This is a genomic window from Breoghania corrubedonensis (assembly GCF_003053845.1).
GTDB lineage: Bacteria > Pseudomonadota > Alphaproteobacteria > Rhizobiales > Stappiaceae > Breoghania > Breoghania corrubedonensis.
In genome coordinates this window covers 1,123,271-1,145,134 of sequence record NZ_QAYG01000001.1, presented here as the reverse complement: position 1 = coordinate 1,145,134, position 21,864 = coordinate 1,123,271, and the positions used below count along the sequence as shown (strand labels likewise).

21 protein-coding genes are annotated in these 21,864 nt (G+C 64.1%); 18 read left to right on the top strand and 3 right to left on the bottom strand.

The features are described 5' to 3' along the window. The first annotated feature begins 30 nt into the window (after positions 1–30). From C8N35_RS05035 to msrA, 9 genes are all read left to right on the top strand, one after another. Positions 31–954 carry a substrate-binding domain-containing protein gene (locus tag C8N35_RS05035; protein WP_107988464.1) on the top strand — a complete coding sequence of 308 codons (924 nt, stop codon included), beginning with the start codon at positions 31–33 and terminating at the stop codon, positions 952–954. 120 nt (positions 955–1,074) lie between these two features. Next, complete coding sequence (locus tag C8N35_RS05030; RefSeq protein ID WP_107989096.1) at positions 1,075–1,749, top strand: sulfate transporter family protein; 675 nt, start codon at positions 1,075–1,077, stop codon at positions 1,747–1,749. A gap of 249 nt (positions 1,750–1,998) precedes the next feature. Then, positions 1,999–2,397: a succinate dehydrogenase, cytochrome b556 subunit gene (gene sdhC / locus C8N35_RS05025; RefSeq protein WP_107988463.1), complete on the top strand. Its 399-nt coding sequence runs from the start codon at positions 1,999–2,001 to the stop codon at positions 2,395–2,397. A 25-nt stretch (positions 2,398–2,422) separates the two neighbouring features. Then, entirely contained in the window at positions 2,423–2,797 is a 375-nt protein-coding gene (gene sdhD, locus C8N35_RS05020; RefSeq protein ID WP_107989095.1) for a succinate dehydrogenase, hydrophobic membrane anchor protein, read from the top strand. A 4-nt stretch (positions 2,798–2,801) separates the two neighbouring features. Continuing rightward, entirely contained in the window at positions 2,802–4,661 is a 1,860-nt protein-coding gene (sdhA, locus tag C8N35_RS05015; RefSeq protein ID WP_107988462.1) for a succinate dehydrogenase flavoprotein subunit, read from the top strand. Positions 4,662–4,697: 36 nt separating this feature from the next. Continuing rightward, positions 4,698–5,555 carry an FkbM family methyltransferase gene (locus C8N35_RS05010; protein ID WP_210203385.1) on the top strand — a complete coding sequence of 286 codons (858 nt, stop codon included), beginning with the start codon at positions 4,698–4,700 and terminating at the stop codon, positions 5,553–5,555. Between the two features lie 43 nt (positions 5,556–5,598). Beyond that, positions 5,599–6,378 (top strand): succinate dehydrogenase iron-sulfur subunit, encoded by a 780-nt coding sequence (locus tag C8N35_RS05005; protein ID WP_107988461.1) that lies wholly within the window; start codon positions 5,599–5,601, stop codon positions 6,376–6,378. A 130-nt stretch (positions 6,379–6,508) separates the two neighbouring features. Next, positions 6,509–6,883: a VOC family protein gene (locus C8N35_RS05000; RefSeq protein WP_107988460.1), complete on the top strand. Its 375-nt coding sequence runs from the start codon at positions 6,509–6,511 to the stop codon at positions 6,881–6,883. Positions 6,884–6,995: 112 nt separating this feature from the next. Then, positions 6,996–7,649 carry a peptide-methionine (S)-S-oxide reductase MsrA gene (gene msrA / locus C8N35_RS04995; RefSeq protein WP_107988459.1) on the top strand — a complete coding sequence of 218 codons (654 nt, stop codon included), beginning with the start codon at positions 6,996–6,998 and terminating at the stop codon, positions 7,647–7,649. Between the two features lie 363 nt (positions 7,650–8,012). Here the strand turns inward: msrA and C8N35_RS04990 are convergent, their stop codons facing one another. The 3 genes from C8N35_RS04990 to C8N35_RS04980 all read right to left on the bottom strand — a co-directional run bounded on the left by C8N35_RS04990 (position 8,013) and on the right by C8N35_RS04980 (position 9,929). Next, positions 8,013–8,834, bottom strand: a complete 822-nt coding sequence (locus C8N35_RS04990; RefSeq protein WP_107988458.1) for a MipA/OmpV family protein — start codon at positions 8,832–8,834, stop codon at positions 8,013–8,015. 168 nt (positions 8,835–9,002) lie between these two features. Next, positions 9,003–9,437: an arsenate-mycothiol transferase ArsC gene (locus C8N35_RS04985; protein WP_107988457.1), complete on the bottom strand. Its 435-nt coding sequence runs from the start codon at positions 9,435–9,437 to the stop codon at positions 9,003–9,005. Positions 9,438–9,542: 105 nt separating this feature from the next. Continuing rightward, positions 9,543–9,929 carry a VOC family protein gene (locus tag C8N35_RS04980; protein WP_210203437.1) on the bottom strand — a complete coding sequence of 129 codons (387 nt, stop codon included), beginning with the start codon at positions 9,927–9,929 and terminating at the stop codon, positions 9,543–9,545. Positions 9,930–10,167: 238 nt separating this feature from the next. Here C8N35_RS04980 and C8N35_RS24150 point away from each other — a divergent pair, with 238 nt between their 5' ends. The 9 genes from C8N35_RS24150 to C8N35_RS04930 all read left to right on the top strand — a co-directional run bounded on the left by C8N35_RS24150 (position 10,168) and on the right by C8N35_RS04930 (position 21,848). Then, entirely contained in the window at positions 10,168–10,812 is a 645-nt protein-coding gene (locus tag C8N35_RS24150; RefSeq protein ID WP_107988455.1) for a protease inhibitor Inh/omp19 family protein, read from the top strand. 281 nt (positions 10,813–11,093) lie between these two features. Then, the gene (locus C8N35_RS04970) at positions 11,094–11,924 is read left to right on the top strand and encodes a DUF7662 domain-containing protein (protein WP_107988454.1); all 831 of its coding nucleotides are present in this window, start codon (positions 11,094–11,096) and stop codon (positions 11,922–11,924) included. Between the two features lie 905 nt (positions 11,925–12,829). Then, complete coding sequence (locus C8N35_RS04960; RefSeq protein ID WP_107988452.1) at positions 12,830–13,255, top strand: carboxymuconolactone decarboxylase family protein; 426 nt, start codon at positions 12,830–12,832, stop codon at positions 13,253–13,255. A 189-nt stretch (positions 13,256–13,444) separates the two neighbouring features. After that, positions 13,445–14,590 (top strand): cell division protein ZapE, encoded by a 1,146-nt coding sequence (gene zapE / locus C8N35_RS04955; protein WP_107988451.1) that lies wholly within the window; start codon positions 13,445–13,447, stop codon positions 14,588–14,590. A 176-nt stretch (positions 14,591–14,766) separates the two neighbouring features. Beyond that, entirely contained in the window at positions 14,767–15,729 is a 963-nt protein-coding gene (mdh, locus tag C8N35_RS04950; RefSeq protein ID WP_107988450.1) for a malate dehydrogenase, read from the top strand. A 168-nt stretch (positions 15,730–15,897) separates the two neighbouring features. Further along, complete coding sequence (sucC, locus tag C8N35_RS04945; protein ID WP_107988449.1) at positions 15,898–17,091, top strand: ADP-forming succinate--CoA ligase subunit beta; 1,194 nt, start codon at positions 15,898–15,900, stop codon at positions 17,089–17,091. 6 nt (positions 17,092–17,097) lie between these two features. Further along, positions 17,098–17,628 (top strand): hypothetical protein, encoded by a 531-nt coding sequence (locus C8N35_RS04940; protein ID WP_107988448.1) that lies wholly within the window; start codon positions 17,098–17,100, stop codon positions 17,626–17,628. Then, entirely contained in the window at positions 17,629–18,537 is a 909-nt protein-coding gene (gene sucD, locus C8N35_RS04935) for a succinate--CoA ligase subunit alpha (protein WP_107988447.1), read from the top strand. Between the two features lie 311 nt (positions 18,538–18,848). After that, positions 18,849–21,848: a 2-oxoglutarate dehydrogenase E1 component gene (locus C8N35_RS04930; RefSeq protein WP_107988446.1), complete on the top strand. Its 3,000-nt coding sequence runs from the start codon at positions 18,849–18,851 to the stop codon at positions 21,846–21,848. Positions 21,849–21,864 lie beyond the last annotated feature (16 nt).

Here is a 21,864-nt window from a genome sequence, read left to right as displayed (position 1 = left end):
CGGATCGACCACGATTTTAGGAGATATGGCATGATGAAACGGTTGTGCATCCTCGTCACCGCGCTTTTGGGCTTCGGCGCCGTTCCCGCGGGCGCGACCGAGGTTGGCGTCGCGATGGCGCATCTGGACAAGGGTTTTCTCGCGCTGCTGCGCACGGCGCTTGAGGACACGGCCGACAAGATGGACGGCGTGAACCTGAAGATCGTGATCGCGGACGACAAACGCGACGTTCAGCTGGACCAGATCCGTACCTTCCTGGCCGACGGCGTCGGCGCGATCATCTTCCAGCCGGTTGATGACGATGTCACGGAAACCGTGAACCAGATGATGGCCGATGCGAAGGTGCCGCTCGTTTACGTCAACCGCACCCCGCCGCAGATCTCCTTTCCCGGCAATGTCGCCATCGTGTCCTCCAACGAACTGGTCGCGGGTCGCGCGCAGATGCGCATGCTGGCCGAGCTCGCCGGCGGCAAGGGCAACGTCGTGATCCTGCGTGGCGCGGACTCCCATCCCGCCGCCAAGGGCCGCACGCGAGGGGCCAAGGAAGTGCTCGCCCAGAACCCGGGTCTGACCGTGGTTCACGAGGAGACGGGCGACTGGAGCCGGGAAAAGGCAGAAACGATCATTGCCGGCCTGCTCTCCAGGGGCACGCGCATCGACGTCATCGCCGCCAACAACGACGAGATGGCGATCGGCGCCATCCGCGCCTATGAAAAGGCAGGGGTTTCGCTGGATGCGGTTGTGATCGGCGGGGTCGATGGCACGCCGGCCGCTCTTGACGAGATGAAGGCCGGCAATCTCGAGGTTTCCCTGCTTCAAAGTGCGCCAAGACAGGCGGAGCAGGCGGTCAAGGATGCGGTCGTGATGGCGAAGGGCGACTTCGCCCAGCTCTACGACTGGGTGCCCTACGAACTGATTCTGCCCTCGAACCTCGGCCAGTACGCACGGAACTGAGCCCGTCTGCTATCCCCGTATTGCGCGAATGTGGCGGGCGCGCCCGCGGCCTTCGCGCTTGTGCGCGGGCATGCCGCCCCCTATGTGAACCTGACATCTTTCTCCGATGACGGGTCCCGAATGCTCTCCCTTGCCATGCGCTCCATCGCGCAAGTCCTTTCGCAGCCCTTCCGCGCCATCCTGTGGAAGTCGCTCGGCATCACGATCGCGCTGCTGGTCGTCATCTGGCTCGCCATCGAATGGGCGGTGACGTATCTGGTCGACATATCCGCCTACCCCTGGGCGGATACGGCCTTCAGCGTTGTGACCGGCATCGGCGCCTTCATCGGTCTCGGCTTTCTGATCGCGCCCGTCGCCACCGTCTTCGTCGCCCTCTATCAGGACGAAATCGCGGAGAAGGTCGAGCGGGCGGATTATCGGGAAGATCCGCCGGGTCGCCCGATGCCGCTGATCCCCTCGGTGCTCTTGTCGGTCAAGTTTCTCGGTATCGTCATTCTCGGCAATATCATCGCGCTCTTCCTGCTGCTGATCCCGGGCGTCAACGTCGTCGCGTTCTTTCTGGTCAACGGCTACCTGATCGGGCGCGAATATTTCGAATTCGCCGCCATGCGGTTCATGACTCCCGCGGATGCGAAGCGCCTTCGCAAGGCACACGGCGCGGAAGTCTTCGTGGCAGGCCTGATCGTTGCGTGCGTCCTGGCGATTCCCATCGTCAACCTGCTGGCGCCGATTTTCGGCACGGTCTTGATGGTTCACCTGCAAAAGCGCATTTCCGGTCGTATTCCGCTAAGGTAAGGCTTTGGGGCTCGCGGACGGTTATTCTTGCGCCCCTTGGTAACCCGCGCGAGCCTGCGGGTTTGTGCGGATCGTGCGAATCCCCCGATCCGCGAGGTAAGGTTTCAAGGCGCCCCGAGGACGCGCGAATTCGGAGAATGTTCGCCTAAGACGAACGCAGGCTTTGACGTGCGCGTACTATGGGGCTAGAACGACCAGCGAAATAATCCTGAATTTGCTTACGCTTACGTAAGCGGAAAGGATCTTTGTATGTCGCAATCCGACGTCAAGGCCGTCCGGCCGCTATCGCCTCATCTCCAGATTTACAAGCCGATCCTGACGATGGTCACGTCGATCCTGCAACGGATCACCGGCGCAGCGCTTTATTTCGGCATGCTTCTCGTGGCCTGGTGGCTGGTTGCCGTCGCCAGCGGGCCCGCCTATTACGATTTCGTCTCCGGTCTGTTCGGATCCATCATCGGCTATCTGGTGCTGTTCGGCTTCACCTGGGCGTTGATGTTCCACCTCCTCGGCGGCCTGCGCCATTTCCTCTGGGATACCGCGCGCGGCATGGAGAAGGGAACCCGCGACAAGATCGCTCTCGCCAACGTCATCGGCTCGATCCTCCTCACCGTCGTGGTGTGGATCATCGTTCTCGCCGTCGCCTGACACGCAAAGGACCCAGCTCATGAGCATGCGTACGCCCCTCAGCCAGGTCCGCGGGCTCGGCTCCGCCCGCGAAGGCACCGCCCATTTCTGGCACCAGCGCCTGACGGCGGTCGCCAATGTGCCGCTGACCATCTTCTTCGTCGTTCTGCTGATCTCGCTGCAGGGCGCCGATCACGCCACCGCCGTCGCGGTTCTCGGATCTCCGGTCGTCACCGTCTTCATGCTGCTCGCCATCCTTTCGGTGGTCTATCACATGAAGCTCGGCATGCAGATCATCCTCGAGGACTACGTTCAGGGCGAGATGGCCAAGGTCATCTGGCTGATGGCCAACATCTTCTTCTGCACGATCGTCGCGCTGGCCTCGGTCTTTGCGCTTCTCAAGATCAGCTTCGGGGTCTGAGTCCATGTCCGCATCCCAAACGAGCGCCCCCGCCACGGGTGGCCGCGCCTACACTTATGTCGACCATCACCACGACGTGGTCATCGTCGGCGCCGGCGGTGCGGGCCTTCGCGCAACGCTCGGCATGGCCGAGCAGGGCCTGAAGACGGCCTGCATCTCCAAGGTCTTCCCGACGCGGTCCCACACCGTCGCCGCCCAGGGCGGTATCGCCGCCTCGCTGGTCAACATGACGCCGGACAACTGGCAGTGGCACATGTACGACACGGTGAAGGGCTCCGACTGGCTCGGCGACACCGACGCCATGGAGTATCTCGCCCGCGAGGCGCCGGCCGCCATCTACGAGCTTGAGCATTACGGCGTGCCCTTCTCGCGCAACGAGGAAGGCAAGATCTACCAGCGGCCCTTCGGCGGCCATATGCAGAATTTCGGCGACGGCCCCCCGGTACAGCGCACCTGCGCGGTGGCCGACCGCACCGGTCATGCCATCCTGCACACGCTCTACGGCCAATCCTTGAAGAACAACGCCGAGTTCTACATCGAGTATTTCGCCCTCGATCTGATCATGTCCGATGACGGCGTGTGTCAGGGCGTGGTGGCCTGGGATCTCGACACCGGCACCATCCACCGCTTCAACGCCAAGATGGTGGTGCTGGCGACCGGCGGTTACGGCCGCACCTATTTCTCCTGCACCTCCGCCCACACCTGCACCGGTGACGGCGGCGGCCTTGTGGCCCGTGCGGGCCTGCCGCTGCAGGACATGGAATTCGTGCAGTTCCACCCCACCGGCATCTACGGCGCGGGCTGCCTCATCACCGAAGGCGCGCGCGGCGAGGGTGGATATCTGACCAATTCCGAAGGCGAGCGCTTCATGGAGCGTTATGCGCCCTCGGCCAAGGATCTGGCCTCGCGCGATGTCGTCTCGCGCTGCATGACCATCGAGATCCGTGAAGGGCGCGGCGTCGGTCCGAAGAAGGACCACATTTTCCTGCACCTCGACCACCTCGATCCCGCGCTGCTGCACGAGCGGCTTCCCGGTATTTCCGAATCGGCCAAGATCTTCGCCGGTGTGGACCTGACCAAGGAGCCGATCCCGGTGCTGCCGACCGTCCACTACAACATGGGCGGCATCCCCACGAACTACTGGGGCGAAGTGCAGCGCGGCGAGGGCGTCGGCCCCGACAATGTCGTGCCCGGCCTGATGGCTGTCGGCGAGGCGGCGTGTGCGTCCGTGCATGGCGCCAACCGTCTGGGCTCGAACTCGCTCACCGACCTCGTGGTCTTCGGCCGTGCGGCCGCGATCCGCGCCGGCCAGGTGATCGATCGCAAGGCCCCGATACCGACCGCCAGCGACGCCGTGCTCGACAAGATCATGTCGCGCTTTGACCGCCTGCGGCATGCCAACGGCAGCCAGCCGACGGCGGAGCTTCGCGAGAAGCTGCAGCGCACGATGCAGGAGGACGCGGCCGTCTTCCGTACCCAGGAGAGCCTGGAACAGGGCTGCGAGCGTGTCTCTGCGCTGTGGAAGGAGATGCCGGACGTGAAGGTCTCCGACCGTTCGCTGATCTGGAACTCCGATCTGGTGGAAACGCTGGAGCTGGAAAACCTGATGGCGAACGCCATCACCACCGTCTACTCCGCCGAGGCGCGCAAGGAGTCGCGCGGCGCCCATGCGCGCGAGGACTTCAAGGACGGCCCGTTCGACGGTCGCGACGACGAGAACTGGCGCAAGCACTCGATCGCCTGGGTGAACGAGGCGGGCGACGTCAAGCTCGGCTATCGCCCTGTCGTGACCGAGCCGCTGACGAAGTTCGAGGACGGCGGCATCGACCCCAAGAAGATCGCGCCCAAGGCGCGTGTCTACTAGGGTCGGCAAGAGGTGACGCCACAGGAGATATCGACGGTGGCCGCTCAGATCGATACGTTGTCGCCGTTCGGGACCTACCCGGCCGGCGGCGTCGACAGGCTGGCCTGGCGGCTGATTGACGGCGGCGGCTTTCGCGCCACGTTGCGGCACAGGGCAGGGCGGCTGATCGGCCGGATGTTTCCCGGCCCCTACGACGCCGAGGTCGACGGGCTGAAGTTCCGCCTCTATCCGGGCGAGAACTACGACGACCGCAAGATTCTGGCGCGCGCGCGTCTGCCCGAGCAGAACGAGCACGCGTTGATCGGCGATTTGCTGCGCCCCGGCGCGATCTTCGTCGATATCGGCGCCAATGTCGGCACCTATGCGCTGTTCGCCGCCAGGCGCGGCGCGCGGGTTCTGGCGATCGAGGCGGCTCCGGCCACGGCCGAGAAGCTCGCCTTCAACATCGCCGCCAACGAGGCCGCCGGGCCGGCGGGCCGGATCCACGTGGCGCACACCGCGGTGGGCGAGGAGCCGGGCATGCTGACTTTGTGGTCGTCGGCCACCAATTGCGGCTTCGCCACGCTTGCGGGCGAGTTCGCCGATGGTCAGGCGGGCATCTGGACGGCCGAGGAGGTTCCGGTGCGTCCGCTTGCCGACGTTCTGATTGAGGCCGGCATCGACCGGCCGGACGTGATGAAGATTGACGTCGAGGGCTTCGAGGACCGGGTCCTGATGCCCTATCTCGAAGCAACACCACGCGGGCAATGGCCGCGCGCGGTGTTGATGGAAACGAACTGCAGCGCGGCCTGGAAGCGGGACCCGCGCGAGACCTTGACGGCACATGGCTTTGCGGTTGAAGGCCGGACGGACGACAATGTCCTGCTGGTCGACCGCGAAAGCGATGCAACCTGACACGGCCGGGACGCGGATCCCCGGTTCAAGCGGAGCATGAGAAATGGTGCAGCTGACGCTTCCCCGCAACTCGAAGGTCAAGACGGGTAAAGTCTGGGACAAGCCCGCCGGCGCGACCAACGTGCGCGAGTACAAGATCTACCGCTGGAGCCCGGACGACGACGAGAATCCGTCGACCGACACCTACTTTGTCGATACCGACGATTGCGGGCCGATGGTTCTCGATGGGCTGATCTACATCAAGAACAAGATCGACCCGACACTGACCTTCCGCCGCTCGTGCCGTGAGGGCATCTGCGGCTCCTGCGCGATGAACATCGACGGCACCAACACGCTTGCCTGCACCAAGGGCATGGACGAGGTGTCGGGCACGATCAAGATCTACCCGTTGCCGCATATGCCGGTGGTGAAGGATCTGGTGCCGGACCTGAACCTGTTCTACGCCCAGCACCGTTTCATCGAGCCCTGGCTGAAGACCGTCTCGCCGACGCCGGAGACCGAGTGGCTGCAGTCCCACGCGGATCGCGCCAAGCTCGACGGCCTCTACGAGTGCATCCTGTGCGCCTGCTGTTCGACCTCGTGCCCGAGCTACTGGTGGAACGGCGACCGTTATCTCGGTCCCGCCGTGCTGCTTCAGGCCTACCGCTGGCTGATCGATAGCCGCGACGAGGCGACCGGCGAGCGTCTGGATGCACTGGAAGACCCCTTCCGGCTCTACCGCTGCCACACCATCATGAACTGCTCGCAGGCTTGCCCCAAGGGGCTGAACCCGGCCAAGGCGATCGCCGAGATCAAGAAGATGATGGTGGAACGGCGGGTGTGATTGCCCCTGCCTTCATCCCGAATGTCGAAAGGCCGTCCCATGGGGCGGCCTTTTTGCGTTCCGGATGCTTGTTCCACGCGCGATGTGGCATTACGTTCCTGTTTTGTTCGATTTGACAGGAGGGGCGACAATGCACAAGAGTCGGATGGCAGTGGTGGTGATCGATTGCAAGAGCGATGATCTCGATCGGGAAATGGAATTCTGGGCCGAGGCACTGGGACGCCGGAGGGAAGCGGATCCGATCGATCCTAAATACCGCGATCTGAAGGGGCCGGCCAGCGAGGCCCGCGTGCTGTTGCAGTCGGTCGACCATCCGCCGCGCGTCCATCTCGACATCGAGACGGATGATATTCCCGCCGAGGTCGAGCGGCTGACCGGATTGGGGGCAAACGTTGTCGGCGACTGCAAGGGCTGGGTGGTGATGGAGGCGCCGAGCGGCCACCGTTTCTGCGTGGTGGCGCCCCAGCGGCCCGATTTCGAGGAAAACGCAAACATGTGGATGTGAGTGACTGCGGGCTCACGCGCCCATCACCTTCGCGCGAAACACGCGAGCGTGACGTGACGGGCATGGCGCATGGCCCTATGTCGGAAGGCAACATCCGACATGGAGGAAACCGATGCGTCGCCTTGCCCTCACCGCCGTTCTTGCCTTCGCCCTTTCGGGAGCCGGCTTTGCCGCAAGTCCGGCTTCGGCCGAAACCGCGCTGTTTGCCGGTGGCTGTTTCTGGTGCCTGGAATCGGACATGGACCACGTCACCGGCGTCAGCGAGACGATCTCGGGCTATGCCGGAGGAACGACGGAAAATCCGACCTATGACGACTACAGCTCCGGCGGTCATCGCGAGGTCGTGAAGGTGACCTTCGACCCCGGCGTGGTGAGCTACGGCAAACTCGTCGACATCTTCCTGCATTCGGTCGATGTGACGGATGGCGGTGGTCAGTTCTGCGACCGTGGCCATGCCTATACGACCGCGATCTACGCGCTTGATGACCAGCAGAAGAAGACGGCGGAAACCGTGAGGGCCGCGGACGAGAAGGAGCTGGGCTCAAAGATCGTCACGCCGGTGGAGGGCCCCGTGAAATTCTGGGCCGCGGAGGATTACCACCAGAACTACTACAAGAGCCAGAAACGCACGCTGACGCGCTTTGGCTACGTGACCCGGGCGGATGCCTACAAGGGCTACCGCAAGGGCTGTGGCCGCGACGCGCGCGTGCGCGACGTCTGGGGCGCGAGCGCTTACAAGGGCATCGCCGGTCACGAAGGGTCGTGAGAAAGGCGCGGGCGCGCGCCCGCCGGCCGACGCGCGCGAGATCCGGCCGCCTCAGCCGATGCGCGGCCTTTCCGGCGTCCTCCCGCGCAGACCTGGGATCTGGAGCCGCAGATGCCGAGGCCGGATCCGCGATGACACTGAAGAGATTTGCTGAAATGGCCGGGACGCGACGATCCCGGCACTGAGTGGGGAAGCTACCGGCACAGGCCGCTTCCGTTCGTGCCTTGATGGAAGACGGCGGGCTTTTCCGCGCGCGCAAACGCGTCTCTCGCTCCTCCTCGATGGGGGCGAGCAAGGACGGACGCGCGAGCAGGGGAGGTCTTGACCGCGAAATGACGTGAGGCCGCCCGGTCGGCCGCGTGCCTATTTCCCGTCGACGTTCCAGGAGAACTTGTAGGTGAGACCGAGGCCGGCGGTGAACTGGTTCTCGCTGCCCGCCCGCTTGACGACGGGGCTGTCCGCCGCATCGCCGACGAGCCGGCGGTAGCCGGCATCGCCATAGAGCGTGATCTTGTCGCTCCAGGCGTACTCGGCGCCGAACTCGAGCCCGACATCGCGGAACCCGCCGCCCGCGTCATAGGCCGAGAGCCGCCCGCCCGAGGCGGTGGCCTCGCCGGAGGTGACGCCGAAATAGGTCGACATGTATTCGGAATCGGCGAAGCTCACGCGCGGGCCGAACTTCAGCTTCAGCTTGTCCGTCGGATGCATGACGGCGTCGATCCCCGCTTCTCCGACAAAGCCGTGGTGGCCGTTGAAGCCGCGTCGCAGTTCGGCGAAGGCTTCGACGAAGTCGCCGGTGTAGCGCACGCCCGCACCCAGTTCGACCGCCCAGTCGACCTTCTTCATCCCTCTGAGTTCGGAATGATCGTTGGCGTTGCGCTCGCCCTCGAAATTGAAGGCCGGATAGAAGCCGAGCCCGACGTTCTTGCTGGAATCGGCCACCGTGCCAAAGACCGGCAGCACCAGAAAGCGCAGCTTGATGATGGGGACCGGAGACAGCGTGTAGTTGTCCGCGCCCGGATAGGCCGGCGCGACCCGGCCTCCGGCGCCGAGTTCCAGCACAACATCCGTGCCGGGCGCAGGCGTGGTCTCACCCGCCAGAGCCGGAGCGCTCGCCCCCGCCAAAAGGCCGAACCCCAATACAGCGCGCGAGACAAGACCCGCGCGTTTGAAACCATGCCGCATATTCACTCGACCCCTTGGGCAAACATCTCATCAGGCTCGGACAGTAAGCCGTGATCACGATAAGGAAAACCGGTTTCGTCCGTTTTCGCACGCGCTTGTGAAGAGAATGAAAATACGGGGCCGTTTTCTTCCCCAGGTTGCCAAAGCGTCACAGTGTGGGCGCGCCGCTCAGCCGGCGCGCCGCATCGGAGGCCCGTTTTCATCGAGCAGGAAGTCGCTCACCGCGGTCTTGATCGCCTGGTAGAGCGCGGGAATATCGCCCGCCGCCGGATCGCCGTCGAGGGCGGTCAGGTGCCAGTGGCGGCGTTGCGGGTGGCCGTTCCATTCCGGCTCGACGAACGGCAGCCGCAGGCCGAGCCCGATCAGCAGGTCGGGCGCGGGGGCATGCGGCAAGGCGAAAATTTCCCAGGATTTGGGCTGCAGGGCGTCGGTGGCGTGGCCCCGTCCGCGCAGCAACCGCTCCACCCTGGGATGTAGCCGGCCGGCCGGATGGACCGCGGCCGAAAAGGCCCGCATCTCGCCGCATGCGGCACGGTTCAGGCAGGCTTCGGCCATCGGGCCGAGCACCGCATTGTCAGGACACACGAAAAGCACGTTGCACACGGGCCTTCACCTCACGTCGTTCGACGAATCGTCCCCTCATCCCGGCATAGGCGGATAGAGGAGTTTTCCGACGAGCGTGTGACGATCGTGCCCCACCCGCGCCTTCTATGCGGCGGGGCTGTGGCAGACGGCTTCGATGTTGTGCCCGTCCGGATCGAGAATGAAGGCTCCGTAGTAGTCGGGATGGTAGTGCGGCCTCAGGCCCGGCGCGCCATTGTCCCGCCCGCCCGCTTCGATTGCAGCCGCATGGAAAGCGTCCACGGTCTTGCGATCGGGAGCGCAAAAGGCAACGTGCAGCACCCCTGTGAACGGCGCGCCGGAGGTGATCCAGAATTCCGGTTTGGCGACCCCGAACCCGCAATGGGCCGCGCCGCCCGTTTCTTCGGCCGTGACCTCCATGATCGCTCCGATGCCGAGGGGCTTGAGCGCAGCCTGGTAGAAAGCGCGTGATCGCGCGAAATCGGAAACCGCGAAGCCGATATGATCGATAATGCTCATGACGATGCTTCTCCTTGCGCGCCGCTTGCGAATCTCGCGTCGCGTATCAGATCATATTTCACCCGCATTGCGATGCGAGGAGAAGCGGGAGAGTTGCCACACCCCGATGGCGTGATGGCGTCGGTCCGTGGATCATGGCTCGCCGGCCATGTATCTGCGAACGCGGTTTCACGGTTCACGCGGCCGTAGCGTACGGCTAGATTGGCCAAAACAGATCAAGGGACGATTCGGAATGAACCAAGCGGCATCGATCGCAGCAGTGCTGTGCCTGGGCGCCCTCGCCGCCGGGTGCTCGCGCTTCGACTATGGCGGAGGCCCGGCGCCGGCTGTCAGTGCGCCGCGCCAGCCCGTATCGGAAGGCGGCGCCTTGCAGCCGCTTGTGGTCGCCCCCAACCAGGATCCAGCCGGCCGCTACGGCTCAGGTCCCTATGCCTCGGGCGGAACGCTCGGCCCCGACGGACGTCCGATCGGTGCGGATGGTCAACCCTATTACAATCCCAATGGCCAGCCGCCGCAGCCGGGAACGGACATGGCCTCGGCCAACCCGGGCGATGGCGCCGCCCCCACCCAGCCCGCGCCGCCGGCCGGTGCGCCGGAAATCGGCCGCACGGAGCTTCTCGGCGGGTGGACGATCGCATCGGGCGGAAACGCTTGCAAGCTGTTCATGACCCTCACCACCTGGAGCGGCGGTTACCGCGCCAACACGCAAGGATGCGGCGGGCCTCCGCTCGGTGCGATTTCCGCGTGGGATCTGAACGGCTCGCAGATCATCCTCAAGGATGGCGACGGCACCCAGCTCGCAACGCTCTACAAGAGCGGGACCGAGCGTTATGACGGGCGCACCGGTTCGGGCCAACCGATTACCGTCTCGCGCTGAACGGACGTGACGGCGCAGCGACGTCCCGCGCCGTTTCCATATGCCGATTTCCTCCGCGCCGATTTCCCTGGCGTTCGTGCGCGCGTCTGACGCGCGTTCGCCCCGGGCCGGCCCGCAATCCGGCCGTTCGGGCGTATTTTCCGTGTCTTGCCAATCCCTCGCACGGACCGCGCGCGCCACGCCGCGGGACGTCGCCCCCCCACGCTACCTGAGGTTTAAAACCGGCTGGACCAGCGCCTCCGGAAATGTAACCATACGTCATTTGGGGGAAAAATATTGCCATGGCAAAGTACGATCCGTTGAAATTGCATCTCGCCGGATTGCAGGATTTCGAATGGACGGCGGGGTTCGATGAGATCGAGAGAATTCTCGGCTCGGCCCTTCCCGCGAGCGCGACCGCCCATCGCACCTGGTGGGCGAATTCGGGCGGTCTTCTGGTTCACCAGCAGGCGTGGCTGACCGCCGGCTGGCGGGTGAGGCAGGTCGACATCTCGCGCCGCAACGTGACCTTCCAGCGTACACGGCTGGGTGCTGCGATCATGCGGCACGCGCCGGAATCCAATTCCCGCTCTCGAACGGGCGCGCACTCCGGTTCGGCGCTGGTGTCCCGCTCCGAGGCGGCATCCCAGGCCGGACGCGCGGCGGTCTTGCCGGCGGCCATGCGCAAGGCGCTGGAAACCAGCCGCAAGCCGCTCAACCTGTCCGCCCGCATCGACTGGAGTGAAATCGGGCCCGGCCGTCGCGACGGCGCGGGCTGGCAGCTGCCCGATGCGGGGCAGGTTCCCGCCTTGTGCCGCTTTCACATCTTCTCCGGCGACGGCCATCGCGTGCTGGTCGTCATCACCCGCGATCTCGACGCCTTGTTGCGTGCGGTGGAGGCTGGTGAGGAAGACGGCGGCGGCACGGCCCGCGTGCGCGAAGTCGCAGCAGCCATGGCTGGCGCGGATCATGTGGTGGTCGACGCCGCGACGCCGGGCCAGGCCTGGATCCTGGTGGATGGACGCGGCCACAAGGCCGATCTCGGCGACGATGGCGAGCGCTGGCTCGTCGCCTGGGCGGCGGACGTCGGTAACCGTCAGGCGGGACTGGAATCGGTGCTGATCGCAAGCTGAACGTTCGGCCCCTCGCCGGATGGCTTGACCGCGACCACGGACGGCGCTGCGACTAGGGCCGGCAAAGTGCGCGCGGTGCCCCGCTCCTTGTCTGACTGTCGTCGGTGGAGCGGTCGTCGCCATTCCGGGTTATCGCCGTCCAGCCCGAGCCCCGCACGATGACCGGTCTGCTCACGGTGTCGGGTTTGCCGTGAAGGGCGATGGCACATGCCGATTTCCCATCGTCGGGAATTGCGGATCGATTGTCGGCGTGGCCAAGCGGGTTGCCTAATGGGGGCCGTGCCGGTTGACAGTCGGCATCTGGCGCTGCGGCATCGCCTGGTTCGGCGCGGTCGACAGGAAGACAGGAAGACAGGAAGCCGCCGCGTCGGCTGTTGCATGCCGACCGCGCTGTCGCCGCCTCACGTGCTTCGCCGTGTCGATGCTGCCCGAAGGCGGGGTCGGCGGAGCGGCTATCCTGCGGAGGCTGACGTGCTCATCAGACCGAGAGCCAGCGCTGCGGCGCATGCGCCCGCGAGAAAGGCCGCCCTGCGCCGCCATTTCCGTCTGGTGATTGCGGAAAACCGAAACCCGCAGAAAATACGCGCCATCGAGAAAGCCCCCTTTCCGGATCCGGCGAAAAGCCGGAACGGCAATTTTCGCATTTGAGCCCTCACGTTTTCACCCTTGGCGGGCGCACCACAATGCGGTCCCTCAAAAATGATCATTTAAAATATGATGTGGTAAAATGGACACGTAACATTGTCGCACGTGTCCGAGCATCATCAGTGCCTTGGCGCGGAAATGTTCCGGTTCCGGCTGAGAAGATCGAAGGCCGGGCGGGACGGGGTTGCGAGACCGATTGGCCTTGACCCTCGGCGCCCCCGGCGTCCGGAATGAGGTTTGTTCCAACGCTAGGAGGACGCATGAGTCTTGTACCGGTTCTGGGGGATGACGCGATGAGCATGGAGGCTCTCGCCGTCATCGACGATATCCGCTCCACGCGGAAGACCGATTTCGTCAACAATTTCTGGCGAGTGCTTGCCAATGATCCCGCCGCGCTGAAGCGGACATGGGAGAGCCTTCGCGAGGTGATGGGGCCGGGCACAATCGATCCGCTCACCAAGGAGCTGATCTATGTCGCCGTTTCCATCGCCAACAATTGCGAATACTGCATCCGCTCGCACACCGCGGCCGCGCGCGCCAGGGGGATGAGCGAGGCGCAGTTGATGGAACTGCAATCCGTCGTCGCAATGGCGAGCGAGACCAATCGGCTGGCGATCGGCCTTCAGGTGCCGGTTGACGACGTGTTCAAGGGCGCGCCGCCTGCCGCAGCGTTCTCAGACGATTGAGCGTCCTGCCGCGATTTGCGGAAACCCTTCGGTCTCGCGCGCGCTTGTCATCCTGGGGCGCAGACTGTATCGCTGGCCCGCCGTGCGACCTTTCGTCCATGCGCGCTCAAGGGGTGCGGGCTCCATTCGGCCCGTTGCCCGCGCGCGTATCTGCCTTGTGAACTTGTCGAATATCTGGAAACCCTGCCTATGCCTGCTTCCCAGTCGCTTTCGCCGAACGTACGCGAACGTTACGAGGCGATGGTCACCGCCGGCGAACTGGATGCCGACCCGGCCCAGCGTGCGATCATCGACAAGCTGGATGCGTTGAACGAGGCGTTGGCGGAGCGCAGGCTGGCGAGCAAGCATTCGCCGCTCGGCTGGCTGTTCGGCAAGAAGCAGCCGAAGGAGCCGCTCAAGGGACTCTATGTCTGGGGCTCGGTCGGGCGTGGCAAGACCATGCTGATGGACCTGTTCTTCGAGCACGCCGTGGTCAAGCGCAAGCGCCGCGCGCATTTTCACGAGTTCATGAACGATGCGCACGAGCGCATTCACGCCGTGCGCCAGAAGATCAAGGCCGGCACGATCAAGGGAAGCGATCCGATCGCGCCCGTCGCGGCGGAACTGGCGCAAGAGACACGGCTTCTGTGCTTCGACGAGTTTTCCGTCACCGACATCGCCGATGCGATGCTGCTGGGGCGGCTGTTCGAGAAGCTGTTCGATGCCGGCGTCGTGGTCGTCGCCACCTCCAATGTCGATCCGGACGACCTCTACAGGGACGGCCTCAACCGCGACCACTTCGTGCCCTTCATCAAGCTGCTGAAACGGCAGGTAGAGGTCTTCAACCTCGATTCCCCGACCGACTACCGTCTGGAAAAGCTGGCCGGTGCGCCGGTCTACATCTCGCCTCTTGGCGAGGCGGCGGACAGGGAGATGGAGCGCATCTGGAAAGCGCTGACGCAAGGCACCAAGCCGAGGTCCGACCGGCTGGAGGTCAAGGGGCGCTGGATCGAGGTTCCGCAAACGGCATGCGGCGTCGCCCGCTTTTCGTTTCACGACCTGTGCGAGCGGCCCTATTCGGCCGCCGATTACCTGCGCGTCGCGCACGCCTACCACACGGTCATGGTGGAGCGCGTTCCGGTGTTGCAGCAGAACCGGCGCAACGAGGCCAAGCGCTTCATCAATCTCATCGATGCGCTCTACGACCAGCGCATCAAGCTGGTGATCTCCGCCGAGAGCGAGCCGGACGGGCTCTACGTTGCGACGTCTGGCACGGAAAAGTTCGAGTTCGATCGCACGATCTCGCGCCTGACGGAGATGCGGTCGCAGGAATATCTGGCTGAAGTCGCCCGATAGGCGTGCTGCCGGAGCGTCCGTCAGGGCGATTGCCGCGTCCATTGCGAAAAATTTACCTCGTACATTTGCCGAAGAATTGTCCGGGCGGTTGCGCGGCGCCGGCAAAGGGAGTATCGAACCCGCGACCATATGACCTATGGCCGTAGCTGACGTTTACGTAAAGGGAAACCAACAGCATGGCGCGGAACAAGATCGCTCTCGTAGGGTCGGGCCAGATCGGTGGCACGCTCGCTCATCTCGCAGGCCTGAAGGAACTCGGCGACGTCGTCCTTTTCGACATCGCCGAAGGCGTCCCGCAGGGCAAGGCCCTGGACCTGGCGGAATCTTCGCCCGTCGATGGCTTCGACGCGAAGCTGGTCGGCACCAACACCTATGAGGCGCTGGAAGGTTCCGACGTCGTGATCGTCACCGCCGGTGTGCCCCGCAAGCCTGGCATGAGCCGCGACGATCTCCTTGAAATCAACCTCAAGGTCATGGAGCAGGTTGGCGCGGGCCTGAAGAAATACTGCCCCGACGCCTTCGTCATCTGCATCACCAACCCGCTCGACGCGATGGTCTGGGCGCTGCAGAAGTTCTCCGGTCTGCCGGCGAACAAGGTCGTCGGCATGGCCGGCGTGCTGGACAGCTCCCGCTTCCGCTATTTCCTGGCCTCCGAGTTCGACGTCTCCGTCGAGGATGTCACCGCCTTCGTGCTGGGTGGCCACGGCGACACCATGGTGCCGCTGATCCGCTACTCCACCGTCGCCGGCATCCCGCTGCCCGATCTGGTCAAGATGGGCTGGTGCACCAAGGAGCGTCTTGAAGAGATCGTGCAGCGCACCCGTGACGGCGGCGCCGAGATCGTCTCCCTGCTCAAGACCGGCTCCGCCTTCTACGCGCCGGCCGCTTCCGCCATCTCCATGGCCGAGAGCTACCTGAAGGACAAGAAGCGCGTGCTGCCCTGCGCCGCGCACCTGGACGGCCAGTACGGCCTCTCCGACACCTATCTCGGCGTGCCGACCGTGATCGGTGCCGGCGGCATCGAGCGCATCATCGAGATCGACCTGAACGCCGACGAGAAGGCGAACTTCGACAAGTCCGTCGCCGCCGTCGACGGTCTCGTCCAAGCGTGCAAGAAGATCCAACCGGCACTTGCGTAAGTGATCAAGGGGAGCCCCCACGGGCTCCCCTTTGTTGTTTTAAGGGGCGCGATCGGGAGGAACGATGTCCGGATCGCGGTCTTTCTTCGAAGGTGCGCCGGTTTCATGCACCCAAGCCACGGCCGGCACGCCCGATCCTGAAACGAGAATCCTCTCGAGGGAGTCACCATGAACATCCACGAGTACCAGGCCAAGGCGCTGCTGAAGGAATTCGGCGCGCCGGTTGCCTCCGGTGTCCCGATTTTCTCCGCCGACGAAGCCGAAGCCGCAGCAAAGAAGCTGCCCGGCCCGCTCTATGTGGTCAAGTCGCAGATCCATGCCGGCGGCCGCGGCAAGGGCAAGTTCACCGAGCTTGGCCCGGACGCCAAGGGCGGCGTGCGGCTGGCGAAGTCGATCGAGGAGGTCGTCGCCAACTCCGCTGAAATGCTCGGCAACACGCTGGTGACCAAGCAGACGGGCGCGGCCGGAAAGGTCGTCAACCGTCTGTACATCGAGGACGGCGCCGACATCGACCGCGAGCTCTATCTCTCGATCCTCGTCGACCGCACGGTCGGTCAGGTGGCCTTCGTCGTTTCCACAGAGGGCGGCATGGACATCGAGGAGGTCGCCGCTTCGACCCCCGAGAAGATCCTGACCCTGCCGATCGATCCGGATGCCGGCGTGACCGACGCCGCCGCCACCAGGCTCTGCGACGCGCTGGAGCTGACCGGCGACGCCCGCGAAGACGGCATGAAGCTGTTCCCGATCCTCTACAAGGCCTTCACCGAGAAGGACATGAGCCTTCTGGAGATCAACCCGCTGATCGTCATGACCGACGGCCACGTGCGGGTGCTGGATGCGAAGGTCTCCTTCGACGGCAACGCGCTCTTCCGCCACGACGACATCATGGCGCTGCGCGACAAGTCGGAAGAGGACGAGAAGGAAATCGAGGCCTCCAAGTTCGATCTCGCCTACGTCGCGCTCGACGGCGACATCGGCTGCATGGTCAACGGCGCCGGTCTTGCCATGGCGACGATGGACATCATCAAGCTCTACGGCGCGGAGCCGGCGAACTTCCTCGATGTCGGCGGCGGCGCGTCCAAGGAGAAGGTCACGGCGGCGTTCAAGATCATCACCGCCGATCCGAACGTGAAGGGCATCCTGGTCAACATCTTCGGCGGCATCATGCGTTGCGACGTGATCGCGGAAGGCGTGGTTTCGGCGGTCAAGGAAGTCGGTCTCAAGGTGCCGCTGGTCGTGCGCCTTGAGGGCACCAACGTCGAGCTCGGCAAGAAGATCATCAACGAGAGCGGTCTCAACGTGATCGCCGCCGATGACCTCGACGACGCCGCGCAGAAGATCGTCAAGGCCGTGAAGGGGTAGCGACGCATGTTGCGGATGGTGCTGGCAGTAACGCTGAGTCTACTGGCGCCTTCCGCTGCGATTTCCGGCAGTGCGCATACGCCGGAATATGTCGCTAATATTTTTTGGGAGTTCCGCAAGCTTGTTCCGGACGCCGACGCAGCAGAAGCCTACTTCGTCGGTAACGGGTTCAAGATCGTTTCAAAGAGCGAGGCGAAAGACGAACGCTATCTCGAGTATGCAGATCCGTCTAAGACGTTGTTTGTTATTCTGGAGCAGCATTTGTTTCCGCCGATAGCAAACAACCTCTATATGTCGGTTTCAACGTATAAGACCGACAGGGAATTTGTAGCTCAGGCAGTCGCCTTGCTTGGAAAGAAACTGAACCGTTCAGATGCCGACACCTTAAATTTCCCAGGGGACAACAATGGCTGGGAAGATGTGGGTTGGGTTATGGCCGATGAAGACTTGCCGACTGTCTTCATTTCAGTTGCTTACAACGCGGAACACCGTCTTACGAAAATCTGGAGCCACCAGCTCCGCGCAGGAGACGAATGAATGTCCATTCTCGTCAACAAAGATACCAAGGTCATCGTCCAGGGCCTGACCGGCAAGACCGGCACGTTCCACACCGAGCAGGCGCTCGCCTATTACGGCACGAAGATGGTCGCCGGCGTGCACCCCAAGAAGGGCGGTGAGAGCTGGACCTCCGGTCTCGATGGTGCGGCCGAGCTGCCGATCTACGCCTCCGTCGCCGATGCGAAGGACGCGACCGGGGCCGATGCCTCCGTCATCTACGTGCCGCCGGCAGGCGCCGGCGCCGCGATCATCGAGGCGATCGAGGCGGAAGTGCCGCTCATCGTCTGCATCACCGAGGGCATCCCGGTGATGGACATGGTCAAGGTCAAGGCGAAGCTCGACAAGTCCAAGTCGCGGCTCATCGGCCCGAACTGCCCGGGCGTTCTGACGCCGGAAGAGTGCAAGATCGGCATCATGCCGGGCTCGATCTTCAAGAAGGGCTCGGTCGGTATCGTATCTCGCTCGGGAACGCTTACATACGAAGCGGTGTTCCAGACATCGAATGCCGGTCTCGGCCAGACGACGGCCGTCGGCATCGGCGGCGATCCGGTCAAGGGCACCGAGTTCATCGACATGCTGGAGATGTTCCTGGCGGACGATGAGACCAAGTCGATCATCATGATCGGCGAGATCGGCGGTTCGGCCGAGGAAGACGCCGCGCAATTCATCGCCGACGAGGCGAAGAAGGGCCGCTCCAAGCCGATGGCCGGCTTCATCGCCGGTCGCACGGCGCCTCCGGGCCGCACCATGGGCCATGCCGGCGCCGTCATCTCCGGCGGCAAGGGCGGTGCGGAAGACAAGATCGCGGCGATGGAAGCCGCCGGCATCAAGGTCTCGCCGTCTCCCGCCAAGCTCGGCGAGACGCTGGTCGAGGTCCTCAAGGGCTGATGCCTTTTCGCGGGCCGGCGGCGATGCTGCCGGTCCGCTCCCCCAGGGGGGAATGAACATGCGCGAGCTGCACTGCGTGGAAATGCGTAAGCGCTTGCGCCAAAGAGCGTTACGGGTTTAGCAAGGTTTTCTGGGCCTTATGCCTTTGCGGCATGGTGACGCACACTGACGAGACGGAGCGCGGCCGCATAGGCCGCCCTCGTTGATCATCGGGGACGCCCCCGGCGTTCTCAAAACGGGCACAAGGCACGGCCCATCGGGCGTGCCGTCACGAGCGGGGCGGAGGTCAAGACCCTTCGCTGACACACATCATGGCACGGCAGGACGCGAACCAAGCCTTCGCACTGACGTCGTTCCTTTACGGCGCCAACGCAGCCTATATCGAAGATCTCTACGCACGCTTCCAGGAAGATCCGGCGTCGCTGGACGAGGTCTGGCGGGACTTCTTCTCCAAGCTTCAGGACAATCCTTCCGACGTCGTCAAGGAAGCACGCGGCGCGAGCTGGAAGCGCTCCGACTGGCCGGTGACGGCCAATGGCGAGCTCGTTGCCGCGATGGACGGCAACTGGGGCGCGCTGGAGCCGAAGATCGCGGAGAAGATCAAGGGCAAGGCGGAGGCCAAGGGCGCGCCGATGTCCGAGGCGCAGGTCCAGCAGGCGACCCGCGACTCCGTCCGCGCGCTGATGATGATCCGCGCCTACCGCATGCGCGGCCATCTCCATGCCGATCTCGATCCCCTGAAGCTGGAACCGCCGAAGGACCACGTCGAGCTTCATCCCGCGACCTACGGCTTCACCGACGCCGACTGGGATCGCCCGATCTTCATCGACCACGTGCTGGGGCTTGAATTCGCCACCATCCGCGAGATGCTGGAGATCCTCAAGCGCACCTACTGTTCCACGCTTGCGGTCGAATTCATGCACATCTCCGATCCGGCCGAAAAGGCCTGGATCCAGGAGCGCATCGAAGGCCCGGACAAGCAGATCACCTTCACCCAGGAAGGCAAGAAGGCCATCCTCAACAAGCTGGTGGAGGCCGAGGGCTTCGAGAAGTTCCTCGATGTGAAGTACACCGGCACCAAGCGCTTCGGCCTTGATGGCGGCGAGGCTCTGCTGCCGGCGCTCGAACAGATCATCAAGCGCGGCGGCCAGCTCGGCCTGAAGGAGATCGTTCTCGGCATGGCCCACCGTGGCCGCCTGAACGTGCTCTCGCAGGTGATGGGCAAGCCCCTTCGCGCCATCTTCCACGAGTTCAAGGGCGGCTCCTACGCGCCCGACGACGTGGAAGGCTCAGGTGACGTGAAGTACCACCTTGGTGCGTCTTCCGACCGCGAATTCGACGGCAACAACGTCCACCTGTCGCTGACCGCCAACCCCTCCCACCTGGAAATCGTCAATCCGGTGGTGCTCGGCAAGGCGCGCGCCAAGCAGGACCAGCATTCGATGAAGGATGGCCACTGGGTCGAGACGATCGATGTCGATCGCTCCAAGGTGCTGCCGCTTCTTCTGCACGGCGATGCGGCGTTTGCCGGCCAGGGCGTGGTGGCGGAATGCTTCGGCCTGTCGGCGCTGCGCGGTCACCGCACCGGCGGTTCGATCCACTTCATCATCAACAACCAGATCGGCTTCACGACGAACCCGCGCTTCTCGCGCTCCTCGCCGTACCCCTCCGACGTCGCCAAGATGATCGAGGCGCCGATCTTCCATGTGAACGGCGATGACCCGGAGGCGGTGGTCTACGCCGCCAAGGTCGCGACGGAATTCCGTCAGGCTTTCGGCAAGCCCGTCGTCATCGACATGTTCTGCTACCGCCGCTTCGGTCACAACGAGGGGGACGAGCCGGCCTTCACCCAGCCGATCATGTATCGCGAGATCCGTCAGCACCCCACCACGCTGCAGATCTACGCCGACAAGCTGATCGCCGAAGGCACCGTCACCAAGGACGAGGTCGAGGCGCTGCGTGCCGAATGGCGTCATCGCAACGATCAGGAGTTCGAAGCCGGGCAGGCCTACAAGCCCAACAAGGCGGACTGGCTCGACGGCAAGTGGTCGGGCCTCAAGCAGGCCGCCGACAGCGACGATCCGCGTCGCGGCAAGACCGGCGTTGTGCTCGGCGACCTGCGCGAGATCGGTATGCGGCTTTCCACCGTGCCCGACGATTTCAACGCCCACCGCACCATCCGCCGGTTCCTCGAAAACCGCGCCAAGATGATCGAGACGGGTGAGAACATCGACTGGGCGACGGCGGAGGCGCTGGCGTTCGGCTCGCTCCTGCGCGAAGGCCACAAGGTGCGCCTGTCGGGCCAGGACGTGGAGCGCGGCACCTTCTCCCAGCGCCATTCGGTGCTCTACGATCAGGAAACCGAGGAGCGCTATATCCCGCTCGCCCACGTGGGCGAGAACCAGGAGCGCTACGAGGTCATCAACTCGATGCTCTCGGAAGAGGCGGTCCTTGGGTTTGAATATGGCTACACGCTGGCCGAGCCCAACGCGCTGACGCTGTGGGAAGCCCAGTTCGGCGACTTCGCCAACGGCGCGCAGGTGATCTTCGATCAGTTCCTGTCGTCGGGCGAACGCAAGTGGCTGCGCATGTCGGGTCTCGTCTGCCTGCTGCCGCACGGCTATGAAGGCATGGGGCCGGAGCATTCCTCCGCCCGTCTGGAGCGCTATCTACAGATGTGCGCCGAGGACAACATGCAGGTCGCCTACTGCTCGACGCCGGCCAATTATTACCACATCCTGCGCCGCCAGCTTAACCGCGACTTCAGAAAGCCGCTCATCCTGATGACGCCGAAGTCGCTGCTCCGGCACAAGCGCTGCGTCTCCAAACTGTCGGAGATGGCGGACGACTCCTCCTTCCACCGCATCCTGTGGGACGATGCGGAAAATTCCTCCGGCACAGGTACAGGCACCAGCACCGAGCTGGTCGCGGACGAGAAGATCCGCCGCGTGGTGATGTGTACGGGCAAGGTCTATTACGACCTGCTGGAAGATCGCGAGAAGCGCGGCATCAACGATGTCTATCTGCTGCGCGTGGAACAGCTCTACCCGTTCCCCACCAAGGCGCTGGTACACGAGCTGACGCGCTTCAAGGACGCCGACATGGTCTGGTGCCAGGAAGAGCCCAAGAACATGGGCTCGTGGAACCACATCCAGCCCTATGTGGAATGGGCCCTGAGCCAGATCGGCGCGCAATGTGCCCGGCCGCGCTATGTCGGCCGCCCGCCTTCGGCCGCGACCGCCACAGGCCTGATGTCCAAGCATCAGGCTCAGCTTCGTGCCTTCCTCGACGAGGCTTACGCCGAGGCCTGAATATCCCGGCGGGCGC